General features: G+C 70.5%; 13 protein-coding genes and 1 riboswitch. All 13 genes read right to left on the bottom strand.

Annotated elements, in window-relative coordinates:
* Window positions 1-3: 3 nt before the first annotated feature.
* The 13 genes from BYZ73_RS02165 to BYZ73_RS02105 all read right to left on the bottom strand — a co-directional run bounded on the left by BYZ73_RS02165 (window position 4) and on the right by BYZ73_RS02105 (window position 16,404).
* Entirely contained in the window at window positions 4-693 is a 690-nt protein-coding gene (locus BYZ73_RS02165; protein ID WP_112314730.1) for an ABC transporter ATP-binding protein, read from the bottom strand.
* Window positions 690-1,445: an ABC transporter ATP-binding protein gene (locus tag BYZ73_RS02160; protein ID WP_112314729.1), complete on the bottom strand. Its 756-nt coding sequence runs from the start codon at window positions 1,443-1,445 to the stop codon at window positions 690-692. The genes BYZ73_RS02165 and BYZ73_RS02160 overlap by 4 nt, the downstream gene beginning before the upstream one ends.
* On the bottom strand, window positions 1,438-2,421 hold the full coding sequence (locus tag BYZ73_RS02155; protein ID WP_112314728.1) for a branched-chain amino acid ABC transporter permease: 984 nt from the start codon (window positions 2,419-2,421) through the stop codon (window positions 1,438-1,440). Before BYZ73_RS02155 ends, BYZ73_RS02160 begins: the two co-directional genes overlap by 8 nt.
* 3 nt (window positions 2,422-2,424) lie before the next feature.
* Window positions 2,425-3,342 carry a branched-chain amino acid ABC transporter permease gene (locus BYZ73_RS02150; protein ID WP_181497937.1) on the bottom strand — a complete coding sequence of 306 codons (918 nt, stop codon included), beginning with the start codon at window positions 3,340-3,342 and terminating at the stop codon, window positions 2,425-2,427.
* 49 nt (window positions 3,343-3,391) lie between these two features.
* Window positions 3,392-4,531, bottom strand: coding sequence for an ABC transporter substrate-binding protein (locus BYZ73_RS02145; RefSeq protein ID WP_112314727.1), 1,140 nt, complete (start codon window positions 4,529-4,531; stop codon window positions 3,392-3,394).
* Window positions 4,532-4,670: 139 nt separating this feature from the next.
* Window positions 4,671-7,106, bottom strand: a complete 2,436-nt coding sequence (locus BYZ73_RS02140; RefSeq protein ID WP_112314726.1) for a class I SAM-dependent methyltransferase — start codon at window positions 7,104-7,106, stop codon at window positions 4,671-4,673.
* 62 nt (window positions 7,107-7,168) lie between these two features.
* Window positions 7,169-9,418 (bottom strand): glycosyltransferase family 2 protein, encoded by a 2,250-nt coding sequence (locus BYZ73_RS02135; RefSeq protein WP_112314725.1) that lies wholly within the window; start codon window positions 9,416-9,418, stop codon window positions 7,169-7,171.
* 4 nt (window positions 9,419-9,422) lie between these two features.
* On the bottom strand, window positions 9,423-10,478 hold the full coding sequence (locus BYZ73_RS02130) for a glycosyltransferase family 2 protein (RefSeq protein WP_181497936.1): 1,056 nt from the start codon (window positions 10,476-10,478) through the stop codon (window positions 9,423-9,425).
* Window positions 10,479-10,515: 37 nt separating this feature from the next.
* Entirely contained in the window at window positions 10,516-11,976 is a 1,461-nt protein-coding gene (locus BYZ73_RS02125) for a cobyric acid synthase (RefSeq protein WP_112314723.1), read from the bottom strand.
* A gap of 89 nt (window positions 11,977-12,065) precedes the next feature.
* Window positions 12,066-12,932, bottom strand: coding sequence for an ABC transporter substrate-binding protein (locus BYZ73_RS02120; protein WP_112314722.1), 867 nt, complete (start codon window positions 12,930-12,932; stop codon window positions 12,066-12,068).
* On the bottom strand, window positions 12,907-14,766 hold the full coding sequence (locus BYZ73_RS02115) for a TonB-dependent receptor plug domain-containing protein (RefSeq protein ID WP_112314721.1): 1,860 nt from the start codon (window positions 14,764-14,766) through the stop codon (window positions 12,907-12,909). The genes BYZ73_RS02120 and BYZ73_RS02115 overlap by 26 nt, the downstream gene beginning before the upstream one ends.
* Window positions 14,767-14,906: 140 nt before the next feature.
* Window positions 14,907-15,108: riboswitch (cobalamin riboswitch) on the bottom strand.
* On the bottom strand, window positions 15,105-15,971 hold the full coding sequence (locus tag BYZ73_RS02110) for a hypothetical protein (RefSeq protein WP_112314720.1): 867 nt from the start codon (window positions 15,969-15,971) through the stop codon (window positions 15,105-15,107). (Overlaps the previous riboswitch by 4 nt.)
* A 1-nt stretch (window position 15,972) precedes the next feature.
* Window positions 15,973-16,404, bottom strand: coding sequence for a hypothetical protein (locus BYZ73_RS02105; RefSeq protein ID WP_112314719.1), 432 nt, complete (start codon window positions 16,402-16,404; stop codon window positions 15,973-15,975).
* Between the last annotated feature and the right edge of the window lie 56 nt (window positions 16,405-16,460).

The following is a 16,460-nucleotide window of genomic DNA, read 5'->3' as shown; positions in this document are numbered from 1 at the left end:
GGGTCAGACCCCCAGATAGCGGTCGACCAGCGCGGGCGTCAGCCCGTCCGCGGGCCCGGTCCAGACGCTGGTGCCCTTTTCCAGGATGACCGCGCGGTCGGCGATGCGGACCAGTTCGGTCAGCGACTTGTCGACCACCAGGATCGCCAGCCCTGTTTCGGTCTTCAGCTGCCGGATCGCCGCCCAGATCTCGGCCCGGATCAGCGGCGCCAGCCCCTCGGTCGCCTCGTCTAGCAACAGCAATCGCGGATTGGTCATCAACGCGCGGCCGATGGCCAGCATCTGCTGTTCGCCGCCCGACAGCGACCCGGCCTCCTGCCGCCGCCGTTCCGCGAGCCGCGGAAAAAGTCCCGCGATCCGGGGCAGGTCCCAGATCCCCGGCCGGGCCGCGGCGATCAGGTTTTCCTCGACGCTGAGGCCGCGAAACACCCGCCGGCCCTCGGGCACAAGCCCCAGCCCCAGCCGGGCCGCGCGATGGGCGGGCATTCCTGCCAGATCCCGCCCGGCGAACCGGATGGCGCCGCCCCGATGCGGCAGAAGGCGGCAGATGCTGCGGATCGTGGTCGATTTGCCCATGCCGTTCCGGCCCATCAGCGCCATGACCTCGCCCTCGGCCAGACGCAGATCGACCCCGAAAAGCGCTTGCGCCGGGCCGTAAAAGGCCGTCACGCCCTCAAGCTGCAGCAAGCTCACGCCAGACGCTCCTCGCCCAGATAGGCGCGCTGCACCTCCCGGTCGGCCCGCACCGCCTCGACCGGGCCACTGGCGATGATCCGGCCCGAGACCAGCACGCTGATCCGGTCGGCCAGCCGGAAGACGGCATCCATGTCATGTTCGACCAGCAGGATCGGCGCCTCGCGGCGCAGCAGATCGAGCAGCGCGGTCATCTCGCGCGCACCGTCCGGCCCCATCCCCGCCATCGGCTCGTCCAGCACGAAGGCGCGGGGCGCCAGCGCCAGCGCCATCGCCAGATCGAGCCGCCGCCGTTCGCCATGCGCCAGATCGCCCGCCCGTACCGCACGGCGCCCGGCCAGCCCGACCCGGGCGACATAACCGCTCGCCCGTTCGACCAGCGCGGGGTCTGACAGCGCGGGGCGGAGAAACCGGTAAGCGGTGCCCCCTGCGCCCGCGACGGCCAGCATCACATTTTGCAGGACGGTCAGCTCGGGCGCCAGCGTCGTGACCTGAAAAGTGCGGGCCAGCCCCGCCCGGGCGCGCGCGGCGGCGTCACACCCGGTCACGTCGCGCCCGTTCAGCCGGATGCAGCCCGCATCGGGGCGAAGGGTGCCCGCGATCAGTCCGATCAGCGTCGACTTGCCCGCGCCATTCGGCCCGATCAGGGCATGGATCTCGCCGCGCTTGAGGGTCAGCGACACGCCATCGGTTGCCTTCAGCGCGCCGAAGGCGAGGTACAGGTCTTGAACCTCAAGGACCTCTTCAGTCATGCGCCACCGCCCGTCCCGCCAGCGCGCCGATCAGCCCGCCGCGTGCGAAAAGCACAATCCCGAGAAGCGCAAGCCCAAGGAAAAGCTTCCAGTACTCGCTGACACCGCCCAGCAGATGTTCGAGAAGCACAAAGATCGCGGCTCCTGCCACCGGACCGAACAGCCGCCCCGCGCCGCCCAGAATGACGAAGACCATGATCTCGCCCGAGGTCTGCCAATGCAGCATCGAGGGGCTGACGAAGCGGTTCAGATCGGCGAAGAGCGCCCCCGCCAGCGCCGTCACGGCCCCCGACAGGACGAAGGCGATCAGCTTCAGCCGGGCGGGCCGCAGGCCGAGTGCGGCCACCCGCTCGGGGTTCTGCCGTGCGCCGTCGAGCGCCAGCCCGAAGCGCGAGCGCGCGATCAGATGCATCGCCGCCAGCGCCAGCAGCAGGGCGCCGAGGCAGAGCCCGAAGAACTGCAACGGATCGAGTGTGTCGAGCCCCGGAAAGCCGTTTCGAACATAGATCGAGATCCCGTCCTCGCCGCCATAGGCGGGCCAGGACACGGCGAAATAGTAAAGCATCTGGGCGAAGGCCAGCGTGATCATGATGAAATAGACCCCGCCGGTGCGCAGGCTGAGCGCCCCGATGACCAGCGCGGCCAGCGCCCCCGCCGCCATCGCCGCCAGCCAGATCGCGGGCATCGACTTGGTGCCCGGCAAGTCCATCGGCCAGCTGATCAGCGGCTCATAGGCCTGCACGGGCGCGGCCAGCACCGCCATGGCGTATCCGCCGATCCCGAAGAAGGCGGCATGGCCCAGCGAGACCATGCCCCCGAGCCCCAGCGCAAGGTTCAGCCCCACGCCTGCCAGCGCGAGGATCGCGGCCTTGGTCGCGAGCGTCACGAGGAAGGGTTCGTCCAGCGCCTGCGCCGCCAGCGGCACCGCCAGCAGCGCCAGCAGGATCAGGGCGTTCAGAAGGCGTTCGCGCCGCATCGCTCAGGCCCGCCCGAAAAGGCCGCCGGGCCGGATCACCAGCACGCCCGCCATGACGATGTAGATCAGCATCGAGGCCAGCGCCGCGCCGACCGACCCGGCCTCGGCCGGGGGCAGCACCGTCGCGAAGGCGACCGGCAGCAGTGCCCGGCCCAGCGTGTCGGTCATCCCGACCAGCAGCGCGCCGACCAGCGCCCCCTTGATCGAGCCGATGCCGCCGATCACGATCACCACGAAGGCCAGGATCAGCACCGGCTCGCCCATGCCGACCTGCACCGATTGCAGCGCGCCGACCAGCGCGCCCGCAAGCCCGGCCAGCGCCGCGCCCAGCGCGAAGACCAGCGTGTAAAGCCGCGAGATGTCGACGCCGAGGGCCGCGATCATCTCGCGGTCGGACTCGCCCGCGCGGATGCGGATGCCAAGCCGCGTCTTGCCGATCAGCAGGAACAGCCCCGCCGCCACCGCCAGCCCGAAGCCGATCAGCGCAAGGCGATACAGAGGATAGTCGATGCCCCCCGGCAGCCGCACCGGGCCCGACAGGGCGGCGGGGATGTCGAGATACAGCGGAAACGACCCGAACAGCCAGCGCGTGGCCTCGGACAGGATCAGGATCAGCGCAAAGGTCGCCAGCACCTGGTCGAGATGATCGCGCGCGTAAAGCCTGCGGATCACCGACAGCTCGATCAGCGCACCCGCGGCGGCGGCGGCGGCGAGGCTTGCGGCAAGGCCCAGCCAGAAGCTGCCGGTCGCGGCGGCGACGGCCGCGCAGGCGAAGGCGCCCAGCATGTAAAGCGACCCATGCGCGAGGTTGATCAACCCCATGACCCCGAAGACCAGTGTCAGCCCGGCGGCCATCAGGAACAGCATGATCCCGTATTGCAGGCCGTTCAGGGCCTGCTCGATCAGAAGCATCGCGGACAAGGGGCGGGTCTCCGGCGGGGCGAGCGGCGCCGGGCCGCCCGCCATGGGGTCACATCTTGCACGCGTCTTCGTAGGGATTGCCGCGATCGGTCATCGCGGTGCCGACGATCCTGTTGGTGTAGATGTCGCCCTCCTTCACCACCTCGCGGACGTACAGGTCCTGGATCGGGTGGTTCGACGGGGCGAAGCTGAACTTGCCGCGAACCGAGGCGAAATCGGCCTCTTTCAGCGCGGCGCGGAAAGCTTCGGCATCGGTGACGGGGGCCTTCGCCATCGCCGACAGCAGCAGGTTCGCGGTGTCGTACCCATAGGCGGCATAGACCGAAGGCAGGCGCCCGTATTCGGCGCGGAAGCCCTCGACGAAGGTGGCGTTGGCGGCGGTGTCGAGATCGGGCGACCAGTTCGCACCGTTCAGAAAGCCCACGGCCGCATCGCCCATTGCCTGAAGGATCGACTGGTCGAAGCTGAAGGCCGGGCCGATCAGCGGCAGGCCGACGCCGGACTCGGCATATTGCTTGACGAAGGAGATGCCCATGCCGCCCGGCAGGAAGATGAAGACCCCGTCGGCGCCCGAGGCACGGATCTGCGCGATCTCGCTGGCATAATCGGTCTGGCCGAGTTGGGTATAGACCTCGGACACCACCTCGCCCTCGTAGAACCGCTTGAACCCGCTAAGGGAATCCTTCCCGGCCGGGTAGTTCGGCGCCATGATGAAGGCGCGTTTTATGCCTGCAGTGGCGGCATAGGCCCCGGCTGCCTCGTGCAGGTTGTCGTTCTGGTAGCTGACCGAGAAATAGCCCGGGTTGCAGCCCTTGCCCGCCAGTTGCGAAGGCGCGGCATTGGTCGAAAGATAGGTCTTTCCCTGCGCGGTCGCGGCCGGAACCACGGCCATGGCGAGGTTCGACCAGACGATGCCGGTCAGCACATCGACCTTGTCGGACTGGATCAGCTTGTCGGCCAGTTGCACGGCGATTTCGGGCTTCTGCTGGTCGTCCTCGATCACCACCGTCAGGTCGGGATTGGCGGCGGCCTCGACCGCCAGCATGAACCCGTCGCGGGTGTCGATCCCGAGGCTCGCGCCGCCGCCCGAAAGCGTGGTGATCATGCCCACCTTCACCGGATCGGCGGCGGCGGACCCCGCCAGCGCAAGCGTAGTCCCGGCCGCCAGAAGCGTTGCCTTGAACGTCATTGTCGTCTTCCCCGTTGTCTGCCCGGCTTCTGGGCCCCCTGGTCCCGGCCGGTTGGCGGGCATGCTAAGCTGGGCCTGCGTCCTGCGGCAAGCGGCGAATGGCCGCCCGGGCTGGGGCGGTCCCGGCGTCAGCGGAGTGTCAGGACACGGCGCGAAGCGTGTCGATCTCGGCCTTGAGCTTGCGGAGCGCGCGGCTGTCGGCCCCGGCGCAAGCGATCTCGACCACCCGGGCGGCCATCTCGGGATGCCCGCGCGCCAGAGCCTGGCGGGCGAGTTCGCGCAGGTAGCGCGGAAAGCTGCGGCGGCGGCGCAGCAGCGTCGAAAGTCGCACCGGGTCCAGCCGGTCCTCGATCGCGGCGATGGCGATCTCCTGCAGGACGCCCATCTGCTGCAGCGACGATCCCAGCCGGTGGCCCAGCAGCGGGCAGCGCCAGGCGCGCACGTTCGGGGCGTCGAAGCGCGCGGCATGGGCGGCATCGGGGCCGACATGCGGATCGAAGAAAAGATGCACGGCGGCGGCGGCGCGGCTGGCCTCGGCGGCATCGCCATAGCGGCCGGTGAAATCGCGGGTCCGCGCGGCGCGGCCATAGCGGGTTTCCCAGGGCACGAGGCGCGGGTGGAGCGTCGATTGCGGGCTGATCGCGACCACCGTGGCGCCCGGCACAGCGGCCGAATAGGCGGCAGCCCCGTAGCCGCCCATCGAGGCGCCGTAGAACACCACCCTCTCGAACCGGGCGAAGAAGCCCGAGGCGGCCAGCCGGTCGAATTGCTCTGCGACAGCCGGGTCGCGGAACCAGGTCCAGCCGGCGGCCATCACCCCCAGCATCGACCAGCCGTTCCGGGCGATGAAGTCGAAGCCCCAGGGGCGGCGGCCTTCGCGCTTTTCCAGCGCCAGTTCGAGATTGTCGAAGGTCACCACAAGGGTCGGCCCCCGCGGCACGTAGAGGAAGGAATGGGCGCCGCAATCGGTAAAGCTGCCCTGAGGCCCGGCCAGGTCGCGGGCGACGCCCGCCCAGCGATCGGCGGACGCGCCCGCGGGCGCAGGGGAGGGCTCGGCCACGGCATTGGAGGCGGGGCGCAGCGCGACGGTCCGGTGCTTCGGCCCGGTGGCCAGCACGCGGGTCTGCCCCATCCGGCGCAGTTCGGCCAGCCCGCCCGAGCCGTTGCGGATGTCGACGATCAGCCTGCCGCCCGCCGCCACCACCCGGCGGAACAGCGGGGCGTAGGTCGAGACCGGATAGTGATAGCCGCAGGAGAGCAGACTGATCGCCGCGTCGGGCGCGAGGTCCGTCAGATCGTCGTGGCGCGGGTTGACGGTCGCGATCATCCGCTCGGGCACGCCATTGGCGATCAGAAAAGCGCGGGCGCGGGCAAGATCGGCAAAGCCCGCGCCGGTGTCGCGAAACCCGAAATGCCGCGCCTCGGTCGTCTCGATGTCGATCAGCTCGAGCGCACAGCCGAAGCGGCGGTGAAGGAAAAGATCGACCAGCCCCGAGCCGCAGCCGATATCGGCAAGCCGCACGGGCGGGGCCTCGGCAAGGGCGTCGCCCAGAAGCCGCGCGGCCGCCTCGGCCTCGGCCAGGGCACGCTCGAGGATTTCGTCCCGCCGCGCACGGGCCAGCGCCCGCAAGGGGGCGTCGTCGCCCGCCTTCCAGGCGCGGATCTCGGGCCCGGCCTCGGCGCTGGCGCTGCGCTGGAGGATCAGGTTTGCGACATCGGTCTCGTCGAACATCGAAAAATCGGGCCGATCCGCGCGGCGTGGCGCCAAAGGGGCCGTGGCGATCCCGTGACGGTCCAGAAGAGCGGCGGCAAGGCTTCCCGGGGGCGGCTGTCCGCCAATCTTGTCCAGTGCATTGCGAAACCGCCGCCCCCAGAAATGGATCGAGCGGGTCTCGGGACCCAGCAGCGCCTCGGCCTCGGCGCGGCGGGTGGCGCGGAGCGGCAGCGCGGCGCGGGTAAACGGGATCGGGTACAGAACCGGGGGCGGGAAGGCCCGGTCGGCCTCGCCGGTATCGGTCAGGAAATGGGTCAGGGCGTCCGGCCCCCAGACCCCCCAGGGCAGGTCGCGGACATGGACGGGGGCGCCGGCCTCGGCCCGGGCCTTCAGGTCGGCCCGACGCGCGGGCGGATAGAAGGGCGGGATCGGGTGGTCGTCCTCGGTAAAGGCCAGCAGCGCGGCCAGTGCCGGGCTGTCGGGCGGCAGCCCCAGAACGCCGCCGTTGATGTGGCGGTCCGTTTGCCAGCCCAGGAAATAGCCGGTTTCGGTCTCGAACGGGCGCAGGCAATAGGCATCCGTGTCGGCCCAGATCATGCCCGGGCAATCGGCCAGCAGGCGATAGCGGAACCGGTCCGACAAAAGCGCGGGACTGCCGGATCTGGCGTGGCAGAGGATGCGGTCGGTGGCAAGGACCTGTTCGGCCCGTTCGAACCGGACCCCGGGCGGCAAGCCCTCGACGGGCGCATAGCCGAAGACGGTGGCCTCGTGCCCCTGATCGACGAAGGAGGTCAGGCACAGCCGTTCGAGCCAGCCGAGTGCCGGGCCGATCCAGAGCGTGCCGATCCGTGCAGGCGGCATCGCGGCCGTCTCCCTGAGGCGGCCCGCAAGGGGCCATCGGCCCATGGCTAGCCGAGGCAGGGTTAATGCCGGGTTTCGCCCTTCGGGACGGTAAAGAAGAAATCGGCGGGCGGATCGGCCCGCAGCACGCTGTCGGGGATCGCCCCCGGCCCGGCCAGAAAGACGTTCGAGCCGAAATGGGACAGCATCCGCGACAGCCGCCGCAGCCGGTCGCCGGTCAGCTCGGCATGAAGCGCGGCGGGGTCGGGCGCGGCCATCAGTTCCGCGATGCGCGCGCGATGGGCGGCGACGCAGGCGGCGTGGGCGGCGGCGATCTCGGGGTCGGCCATCAGCCGGGCGCGCTCGGCCTCCATCGCCGGCAGGCGGCGCCGGATCGACAGGTCCTCTTCGGCGTTGTGGTTCATGCGGAACCAGTAGCCAAGCCCCTGGTCGCGGTCGACATGGTTGACCCGCCCCCGGTCGCGCTTGACCAGAAAGCTCTGCGCCGAGCGCAGCGCGTAATGGTTCAGCTGGACCAGATCGTAGCCCGCCGTTCCGGGGGTCGAGCGCCAGGCGGTGCGGTACATCTGCGGCGGCAGCGGCCGACCGGAGCCGTCGACCCAGCGGATCTCGTCCAGCCGCCCGGGTTCCAGCCCCTTGGGGCGGTGGACGCCCAGCTTGCGGAACAGGCCCTGATTGCGAAACAGCGTCTTGAAGCCCCAGGCCTGATGCGGCTTGCGCGTGATCTCGGGCGCACAAAGCGTGAATTGCGCCATCACCGGGCGGTCCTCGTAGCCGTCGATATCGGCGTTGCCGAACAGCCGCCAGGTCATCGAGATCAGGTTGGCGCCCCGGGTCGCCGCGAACAGCGCGGCCAGCGTGCCATCGCCGGTCTTGATGTTGATGAACTCGTCGACATCCATGCAGACGATCCAGTCCGCGTCGCGGATCACGGGCTCGTTCCCAGCTGCCTGCAACGCGGCATGCTGGGGCTTCAGCCCGGTGGCGCGGTAGGGGTTCGTGCGATGGCGGACCAGCCCTTTCCGGTCGAGAAGCGCCAGCAGACGGTCGGTGCCGTCGCTGCAGTCGTTGGTGTAGACCAGAATGTCATCGACGCCGATGGCGCGGTGATGGGCCAGCCATTCGAGGATGAAGGGCCCCTCGTTCTTCATGGTGGTGACGATGGCCACGCGCCCGGGGCTTTGTTGGGCGACGGCCCGGGGCGCGGCGGGACGCGGAAGCGCGGGGGCATGACCGAATTCGCGGGCGACCAGATCGGTCAAAGCGGGCGCGGCCACAAGGCTTGTCCTGGGCACGATCCGGCCGACCGGATGGCCGCGATGGCGCATGCCCATGCAGCGGTAAAAGACCGCCTCGGCCGTGGCCTCGCCTGCCCGGTGCGCGCGCCAGGGCCGATCGTCGGGCATCTGGGCCGGCACGACGCACCAGCGGCGCAGCCCGCGCGGCCGGTCGAACTGCATGCACCCGTGATCGGCAAAGCCCGGCCGGGCCGGGTCGCGGGATTTCCACGGAAAGACATGGCGGCCCAGAAGCGCCAGCGCGCCCGAGGCGCGGGCGGTCTCGAAAACCGTGGCTCCGGCCGGATCGGGCCGCAGCAGATCGCTGAGGTCGAGCGCGGCGACCGCGTGTGCCTCGGCCAGCCATGCCCGGCGCAGCCATTCGTACAGATGCCCCTCGCCCAGCGGGGCCTGCCAGGGGTCGGGGGCGGGCGGGGCCATGCGGTCCTTGCCCGGGGCTTCGGGGGCATTGATCGGGTGGCTTTCGGGGGCCGCGCCGGGGCGGCCCAGCGGATGATCGAGACCGACCAGCAGCACCCGGGTCAGCCCCTCAAGCCGGGACCGAAGGGCACACAGCGCCTTGGCAAAGCCATCGGCCTCGGGGCCGGGCGGAGCGCGGTCGACGATCAGCGCGGCCTGAAGCTTCTGGGTGCGGCGGTGAAAGGCCAGCCAGTCGGCGGCCTCCCCGGCCGTTTCGCCGTTCCGAAGCGCGACCATGACGTCAAGGCCGGCGAAAAGGTCGGTCCGGGCCGGGCGCGGGTCAAGCGTGACGGCCGCGCCGTCGAGCGTCAGCGGAACCGGGCCCTCGTCGCTGCCGCAGGTCAGCGTCAGGAGCGGCGCGCCCGCGACCGTGCGCAGCGTCGCGGCCGTCGTCTCGCCCGCCGGACCGACGGCGCCCGGCGGCGCGGCGCTGGCCAGAATCGCCGTGACCTCTCGGCCGCTGCCTGCGGGCGTGGCGACCGCGTCGAGGCAGAGCGCGCGGCCAAGCGGCCGGGCCGTCAGCGCGACGCGCAGGATCTCGGGGCCGGGGGCCATCTGCTCAGGGCCTCGCCGCAGCGGCGGTTCCGCGCGGATAAAGCCCGTACAGGACGGCGGCGCGGTCAGGGGGCAGCGCCCGGCTGCCCCCGGCCAGCACCAGCTGGCTGTAGAAGGCATGACCTTCGGGCGTCGCGATCTGCCGCGCGGCCTCGGCCCGGTGCCAGGCCATCGCGGCGGCGTGCAGATCGGCCTGCCCGGGCAGGGCGGCGAGGCGCGCGCGCATCGCCGCTGTCGCCGGGGCCATCGCGGCGATCGAGCGGTCGTCGACGGTGTTGAAATTCCGTTCCACCCAATAGCCCAGATCGACCGCGCGGGCCGTCCGGTTCGGCAGGCCGCGGGCGCGCTTGATCAGGAAGGCCTCGGGCGTCTTCACGGCGTAATGGTTGATTTCGGCCAGCGCCCGCCCGGCCGGAAACCCCCAGAGCGAGAGCCGCCCGGGGCTTGCCGCAAAGCTTTCGGGCAGGGCGGTGCCGCTGCCATCGACCCAGCGCGGCGCGGCCCGGCCCGGTGCCGGGCGCGGCCGGTGAATGCCGATCCGGCCGAAGGCCGCGGGGCGGTAGAGGGTCTTGAAAAAGCTCGCCGCGACCGGGAAGGCGGCGTCGGCGGGCATCGCGGCGGTGAAAAGCTCGGTCACCGGCCGGTCGGGCAGCCCGGTCAGGCCATTGTCGCCGAATAGCCGCCAGGGCAGGGCCACGGCCTCGGTGCCGGGGGGCAGGGCCGCGACCAGCGCCGCCAGATCGTGGCCGGGCGCGTGGATGTTGAGATATTCGTCGAGGTCGATGCCGAGGATCCAGTCGGCCCCGGCCGCGCGCGGATGGCGGGCGGCGGCCTTCAACGCCTGCCATTGCAGGCTTTTGCCGGGGAGGGCGGGGTTCTGCAGATGGGTGACCAGACCGGCGGCATCGAGCAGGTCGAGCATGCGGTCGGTGCCGTCCTCGCAATCGTTGGTCACGACGATGATGCCGTCCGCGCCCGCGCCCAGATGATGGGCGAGCCAGTCCGGCAGATAGGGGCCCTCGTTCCGGGCCGTCGTGACGATCAGGACGCGCACGCGCACCGGCGGGCCTTCTTGCAGCCTGGACCCCCGTCGGGGGCTATCTTCCGGGGACTACACCGGCGAGGGTAAACAGCGCGTCAATGTCGAGATGGGCCTCGAGATGGGCGGCAAGCGCATCCAGCGTATCCTCGACCGCCTGGCCGTAGCCCTCGGTGCCGGTCTCGACCCCCAGCCGGTCCAGCCAGGCTCGTCGGAAGCCGTCTTCGGCGAAAAGCCCGTGCAGATAGCTGCCCGCGACCCGCCCATCGGCCGAGACCGCGCCTTCGGGCCGGCCTGCGACATGGGCGAAGGGGCGGGCGCGGTCGGGGCCCTCGGTCGCGCCGATATGGATCTCGTAGCCGGAAAACGCGGCGCCGGTCGCGGCATGAGTGGCCGCGACCCGGGTCAGGGTCTTGTCCGCCCGCATCACCGTTTCGACCTCGAGAAGGCCGAGGCCCTCGGTCACGCCCGGCGGGCCTTCGAGCCCGTCCGGGTCGGCGATGCGTCGGCCGAGCATCTGGTAGCCGCCGCAAAGCCCCAGCACCCGCCCGCCCCGGCGCAGATGCGCCGCAAGGTCGATGTCCCAGCCCTGGGCGCGCAGGAAGGCCAGATCGCCCCGGGTCGACTTGGTGCCGGGCAGGATCACCAGATCGGCATCGCCCGGCAGGGCGCGGCCCGGCGGGACCATGGTCAGCCGCAGCCCCGGTTCCAGCTTGAGCGGGTCGAGATCGTCGAAATTGGCGATCCGCGAGAGCATCGGGCAGACGACGTGAAAGCCGCCCTGGCCCGCGCCGCCCAGATCGACCGCATCCTCGGCCGGCAGTCGGCAGGCCCCGGCGAACCAAGGGATGACGCCGAAGCCGGGCCAGCCGGTCCGGTCCGCGATCAGCCGGTAGCCGTCGTCGAAGAGCCGCGGATCGCCGCGGAACTTGTTGATGGCAAATCCCCGGACCATGGCCAGATCGCCGGGATCGAGCACCGCCTGGGTGCCGACGATCTGGGCGATCACGCCGCCCCGGTCGATATCGCCGATCAGCACGACCGGCACGTTCGCGGCCCGGGCAAAGCCCATGTTGGCGATGTCGCCTGCGCGCAGGTTGACCTCGGCCGGGCTTCCGGCGCCCTCGACGATGACGAGATCGCGCCGGGCGGCGAGGCGGTGGAAGCTTTCCAGCACCGGCGCCATCAGTTTCGGTTTCTCGGCGGCGAAGGCGCGGGCGCGCAGCGCGCCCCGGGCGCGGCCCTGCACGACCACCTGCGCACCGGTATCGGTTTCGGGCTTCAAGAGGACCGGGTTCATGTCGGTCAGCGGCTCTAGCCCCGCCGCGCGCGCCTGCAGCGCCTGCGCCCGGCCGATCTCGCCGCCATCGGCGGTCACGGCGGCATTGTTCGACATGTTCTGCGGCTTGAAGGGCGCGACGGTCAGCCCGCGCCGAAGCGCCGCGCGGCAGAGCCCGGCCACCAGAAGCGATTTTCCCACGTTCGAGCCGGTGCCTTGCAGCATGAGCGCGCGTGTCATCGGGGGGGCCTTTCCTCGGAGCTTGGGCCCGTTGCGGGCGTTGCGTCCTGGGTATTTGGGCCAAGAAGAAGCTGCAAGCGCATGGGATGTCAGTTCCGGTCGGGGGAGGCGGCGAGGGCATCGCGGCGGCGGGTCATCTCGGCCAGGGCGTCCAGCACAAGGGGGGTGCCGCAGACCCAGTCGGGGCCGGACAGGGCCGGGGCGGCGGCGGCGGGCAGGGCGCGGAGCGCGGGATGGGCGAGGATCTCTTCGGCGCGGGAGGTTTTCGGATAGGGGCGCGAGAGGATCAGGAGGTCGGGATCGGCCATCACCAGCTCTTCGAGCGCGAGATCGAAGCCGCCGCTGCGACCGCGCGCCGCCTCGCCGGAGCCTGCGAGATTGGCGAAGCCCGCATGGGTCAGGATATCGTCCGACAGCGTGCCTTTGCCCTGGGTATAGCCGTTGGCATAGAAGAAGGCGGCCAGCGGCCGGGGCGGGCCGCCGCGCGAGAGCCGGGCGAGGTCCCGCTCGAAGGTGCGGGCAAGCGCCTCGGCTCGGGCCTCGCGGCCCAGAAGCCGGCCGGTCTGGCGCAGCCGCTCGGGGACCTCGGCAAGCCGCGTCGTCAGGCCGATCCGCGCGACGCGGATGCCGAGACGTTCCAGCATGGCGAGGGTCGCGGGGTTCGAATAGGTGCCGGCCAGCACCAGATCGGGGCGCGTCAGGAAGATTTCCTCGGCGCCGCCGGTATTGGCGGGGTAGGCGCGGGCGGCCTCGGGCATGGCCGAGTTCATCGGGTTCGAGGCAAGCTCGCTGATCGAGACGAGCTGCCCCGGGGCCGCGACCAGCATGGCAAGCTGGTCGGTGCAGAGGTTCATCGACACGACCCGCGCGGGCGGGTCTGCCAGCACCGCGGCCCCGGCAAGGGCGAGGGCCGCGGCGAGCCGGATCGCGCTAGAAGGAGGCACGCAGACCCACATAGAGCGCCCGGCCCGTGGTGTTGTAGTGATAGGTGCCGCCATAGGCGACGGCCGAGTAGAACTCCTCGTCGAAGAGGTTTTCGACCCTTGCATAGGCCTCGGTGCCGTTGCCCAGCGCGTAGGTGACCTGGGCTGCGGCAAGCCCGGCATCGGGCAGAGAACCGTAAGGGTCGAGGCGCCCGGCCACATATTGGTACGAGACATCGGCCGTGAGCCGCGACGTCACCTCGCTGCTGACGCCCAGCAGGAGATCGTGGAGCGGGACGCGGTCGAGCCGGTCGCCTTTCCAGCGCACGTCGGTATAGGTGTAGCTGCCGTAAAGCGCGGTCGCAGGGGTCATGTCGTAGCGGCCGGACAGTTCCAGGCCCTGGCTGCGGGTGGTTCCGTCAAGCTGGCGGTAGCAGCCCCAGGCATAGCTGCAGATGGCGGGGTCGGCCGCGCCATAGTCGATCTTGTCATCGATTTCCGCAAAGAAGGCGGTGGCCTTCAGGAACCCGTCGCCCGACAGCCGTTTTTCAAGCCCGATGTCGAAGCTGGTGCTGGTTTCGGGGTTGAGGTCCGGGTTGCCGACCGTGTCGCCGGTAATGGTGCCGTAAAGTTCGTAAAGCGCGGGGACGCGATAGCCGGTGCCCAGAGAGGTGCGGAAGATCAGGTCGGGCTGGAGCCGCCAGGCCAGCGCGGCGCGGCCGGTCACCTGATCGTCAAAGCTTGAATAATCATCGTAGCGCAGCGAAAGCGACAGATCGATGTCGTCGGTCGCGGCCTGGCGAAGCTCTGCAAAGAGCGCGCGGTTGATGACCGAATAGGTCTCGCCGTCAAGCGTGGCCTCGTCCTGCTTCCAGTCGGCGCCGAAGGACAGGTCGGTCCCGGCCGCCAGAGAGGCCGTTCCGAGGTAGCTGGCGGCCCGGCTGGTGCCATCATAAAGGGACGTCCCGAAACTCGAACGGTAGCTGCGCTCGGTCTGCGTGCGCGCCAGCGACAGTTCGTTGTCGACCGTTCCGATCGCGAATTGGGCGAAGGCGCGCAGGCCTTTTCGCGTCGCCTCCGATCGGGTGATCGGGTTCGTGTCGGTAACGTCGCTGTCATAGTCCGAGTTTCCGTCGGAATAGAATCCCGAGAAGCCCAGCCGAAGGGTGTCGGTCAGATCGTAGGCGGCATTGAGCGAGACCGAATCTTCGTCAAAGCCGTCCGCTTCGTCATTGCCCGACAGGGTCGAGAAGCCGTCGGTTTCGACATGCGAGATCGTGGCCGAGATTTCGCCGCGTTCGGTCTTCTGGCCAAGGCTCAGACCGGCAGAGTAGCTGCCATAGGTGCCAGTTTCGACCGTGGCGCGCCCCGAAAAGCCCAGTTTTTCCGGTCTCCATGTGGTGATGTCGACAACGCCCGCGATGGCATTCGCGCCGAAAAGCGCGGATTGCGAGCCCTTCAGCACTTCGATCCTGGAGAGCAGTCCGGCGGTCAGGGTGCCGAAGTCGAGCGCGGCGGGGGTGCCCGAGGGATCGGCAAAGCCCATCCCGTCGATCCGGGTCGCGATATAGCCGTTTCCAAGCCCGCGAATCCGAAGCGTGGCGGTCTGCCCGAGCCCGCCATTCTGCGTGATCGACACGCCCGGCAGGGTGGCAAGGGTCTGGCCCAGATTCTGACCGCCTGCGGCGATCTCGCTGCTCTCGAGCGTCTCGACCGTCGCGCCGGTCCGGTTGGTGGCGATGGGCGTGAGGCTGGCGCTGGCGGTGATCTCGTCCAGCATCAGGCTGGACCGGGCCTCCTGCGCCAGGGCGGACAGGGGGCTCAGCGCGGCGAGGCCGAGCGTGAGGCAAAGGGTGGGTCTGGTCATGTCGGTTCCGTTCCGGTCTCGGGAACCGCCGCGGCGGGCGGTCCGTCCTGTCGTGGGGTCCTTGGAAAGACATGCCTCCCGCAGACGGTGATGCGTCACCACTGCGGATGGACCGCCGCCTGCGCCGCGCCCCGCGGACAGGCTGGGTGATCGTCCTGGCAGGTCTCCTGGCTTGCGGGTCCTCGCTTGGCTGGCCTTCCCGGGGAGGACCCCCAGTGGCACGATCAGCCGCGCTCGCCGCTTACAGTTGCGGGGGCAGCCGCGGAATTGAGCCGACGAAGGCCGCACCGCGTTCCCTTTTCATCGCCCGTTTCCGGGCGAACCAAGACAATTGTCCGTTAATCCGGGCTCCCGGCCCTGTCAAGCGGCGCACTCCTTGCGGCCGGTCCGGTCGGGCGGCAGAGGGCGAGGATCGCGGGAAGCTCGTCGGTCGGGGTCAGGAAAAGCGCGGCGTCCCGGCCGTGGGCGACCCGCACCAGCAGAAGGTTCAGCGGCGCGGGCGCGCGCAAGATCGCGCAGGTGGTCCCGGGGCCGTCTCCTGCGGCCTTGGTCATCGCGCCGAGCCCGAGCCCGGTGAACCCGGTCAGCCGGTGGGCAAATTCGGCATCGCCCTGCATCGCGACGATCTGGCCCTCGCGCAGCCGCAGCCCGGCCGTTGCCCGGGCAAGACAGGTGCCGACCGGATCGGGCGGCGGGGTGACGGTCTCTCCGGCCGGGTCAGGACGGGTCTCGGGCGTGGGGGCGCTGGCCGCAGGCGCGGTCCAGTCGCGGTCTGCGGCCGCGCGCAGCGCCTCGACCGAACATCCCGCTTCGGTCGGATCGACCCGGTAGGGAGGGCGGCTCGCGGCGACCGACAGCTCGGCCGCCTTGGCGACGAAGGGGCGAACCCGGCCGTGAAAGGCGGCAATCAGCGGCTCGGCGGGATCGCCGGTGGCCTCTGGCGGCTCGGCCGGGATCGGCGTCGCGTCCGGTGTGACCGGCCCCGTGCGGCCCACCCGCAACAGGCGCCGACGGGCCGCCAGCAGCCGGATTTCCTGTCCCGCCCCGTCGCCGATGGTCATTTCGCGCGGCAGGATCGTTTCCGAAATCTCGGTCAGCGGCACCTCGACGATCCCGTCCACGCCCCCGGGCACCGTGCGTTCGGCGGCGGCCTCGGCGCCCCTCAGCTTGGCCAGCGCGGCGTTGAGACGCTCGAGCCCGGCCATCTCAGCGGCCCCGCTCCTGCGACCCGCCAGCCGCGGTGGCCGGGGGCGCGGCATCGACGATCTCGACGATTTCGGCCATGGTGGCGCGCATGGCGGCAAGCGCGGCCGCGATATCGGCCTCGCCTCCGATCACCGCGCAAAGTGCCTCGTCCGGGTCGCGCGGCGCCCGCACGAAAAGCTCGAACCGGCCCCCGTGCAGCAGTACCGCCTCGGGGGGCGCCTGATCGGTCCCGAACACTTCGGTCGAGGCGGCGGCGGCCTGCCCGCCCAGAAGCAGGGCGCCGCGAAGACAAAGCGCATCGTAGAATTCCTGCGGCTGAGGATGCTCGGCCTCGGCCCGCAGCACCAGCCGCGCCGACAAGTCGACGAATGCGATCACCCGGCAATCGGGAATCGCGCGTCGCAGCGCCTGAATGGTGATGGTCAGCGGCATCGTGCCCGAGTTTATCCGAATTTCCGGCGGCGGCCACTGGCAATAGCGCACAAGCG

The organism is Rhodovulum viride, assembly GCF_003265965.1.
GTDB lineage: Bacteria > Pseudomonadota > Alphaproteobacteria > Rhodobacterales > Rhodobacteraceae > Rhodovulum > Rhodovulum kholense.
This window is presented reverse-complemented; position numbering and strand designations above follow the sequence as displayed.

What these genes read in the sequence shown, in the direction of transcription:
- BYZ73_RS02140 (WP_112314726.1), bottom strand. Translation starts at nt 7,106, where the DNA reads ATGCCGCCTGCACGGATCGGCACGCTCTGGATCGGCCCGGCACTCGGC.
- BYZ73_RS02160 (WP_112314729.1), bottom strand. Translation starts at nt 1,445, where the DNA reads ATGACTGAAGAGGTCCTTGAGGTTCAAGACCTGTACCTCGCCTTCGGC.
- BYZ73_RS02105 (WP_112314719.1), bottom strand. Translation starts at nt 16,404, where the DNA reads ATGCCGCTGACCATCACCATTCAGGCGCTGCGACGCGCGATTCCCGAT.
- BYZ73_RS02135 (WP_112314725.1), bottom strand. Translation starts at nt 9,418, where the DNA reads ATGGCCCCCGGCCCCGAGATCCTGCGCGTCGCGCTGACGGCCCGGCCG.
- BYZ73_RS02110 (WP_112314720.1), bottom strand. Translation starts at nt 15,971, where the DNA reads ATGGCCGGGCTCGAGCGTCTCAACGCCGCGCTGGCCAAGCTGAGGGGC.
- BYZ73_RS02155 (WP_112314728.1), bottom strand. Translation starts at nt 2,421, where the DNA reads ATGCGGCGCGAACGCCTTCTGAACGCCCTGATCCTGCTGGCGCTGCTG.
- BYZ73_RS02115 (WP_112314721.1), bottom strand. Translation starts at nt 14,766, where the DNA reads ATGACCAGACCCACCCTTTGCCTCACGCTCGGCCTCGCCGCGCTGAGC.
- BYZ73_RS02120 (WP_112314722.1), bottom strand. Translation starts at nt 12,932, where the DNA reads ATGTGGGTCTGCGTGCCTCCTTCTAGCGCGATCCGGCTCGCCGCGGCC.
- BYZ73_RS02145 (WP_112314727.1), bottom strand. Translation starts at nt 4,531, where the DNA reads ATGACGTTCAAGGCAACGCTTCTGGCGGCCGGGACTACGCTTGCGCTG.
- BYZ73_RS02125 (WP_112314723.1), bottom strand. Translation starts at nt 11,976, where the DNA reads ATGACACGCGCGCTCATGCTGCAAGGCACCGGCTCGAACGTGGGAAAA.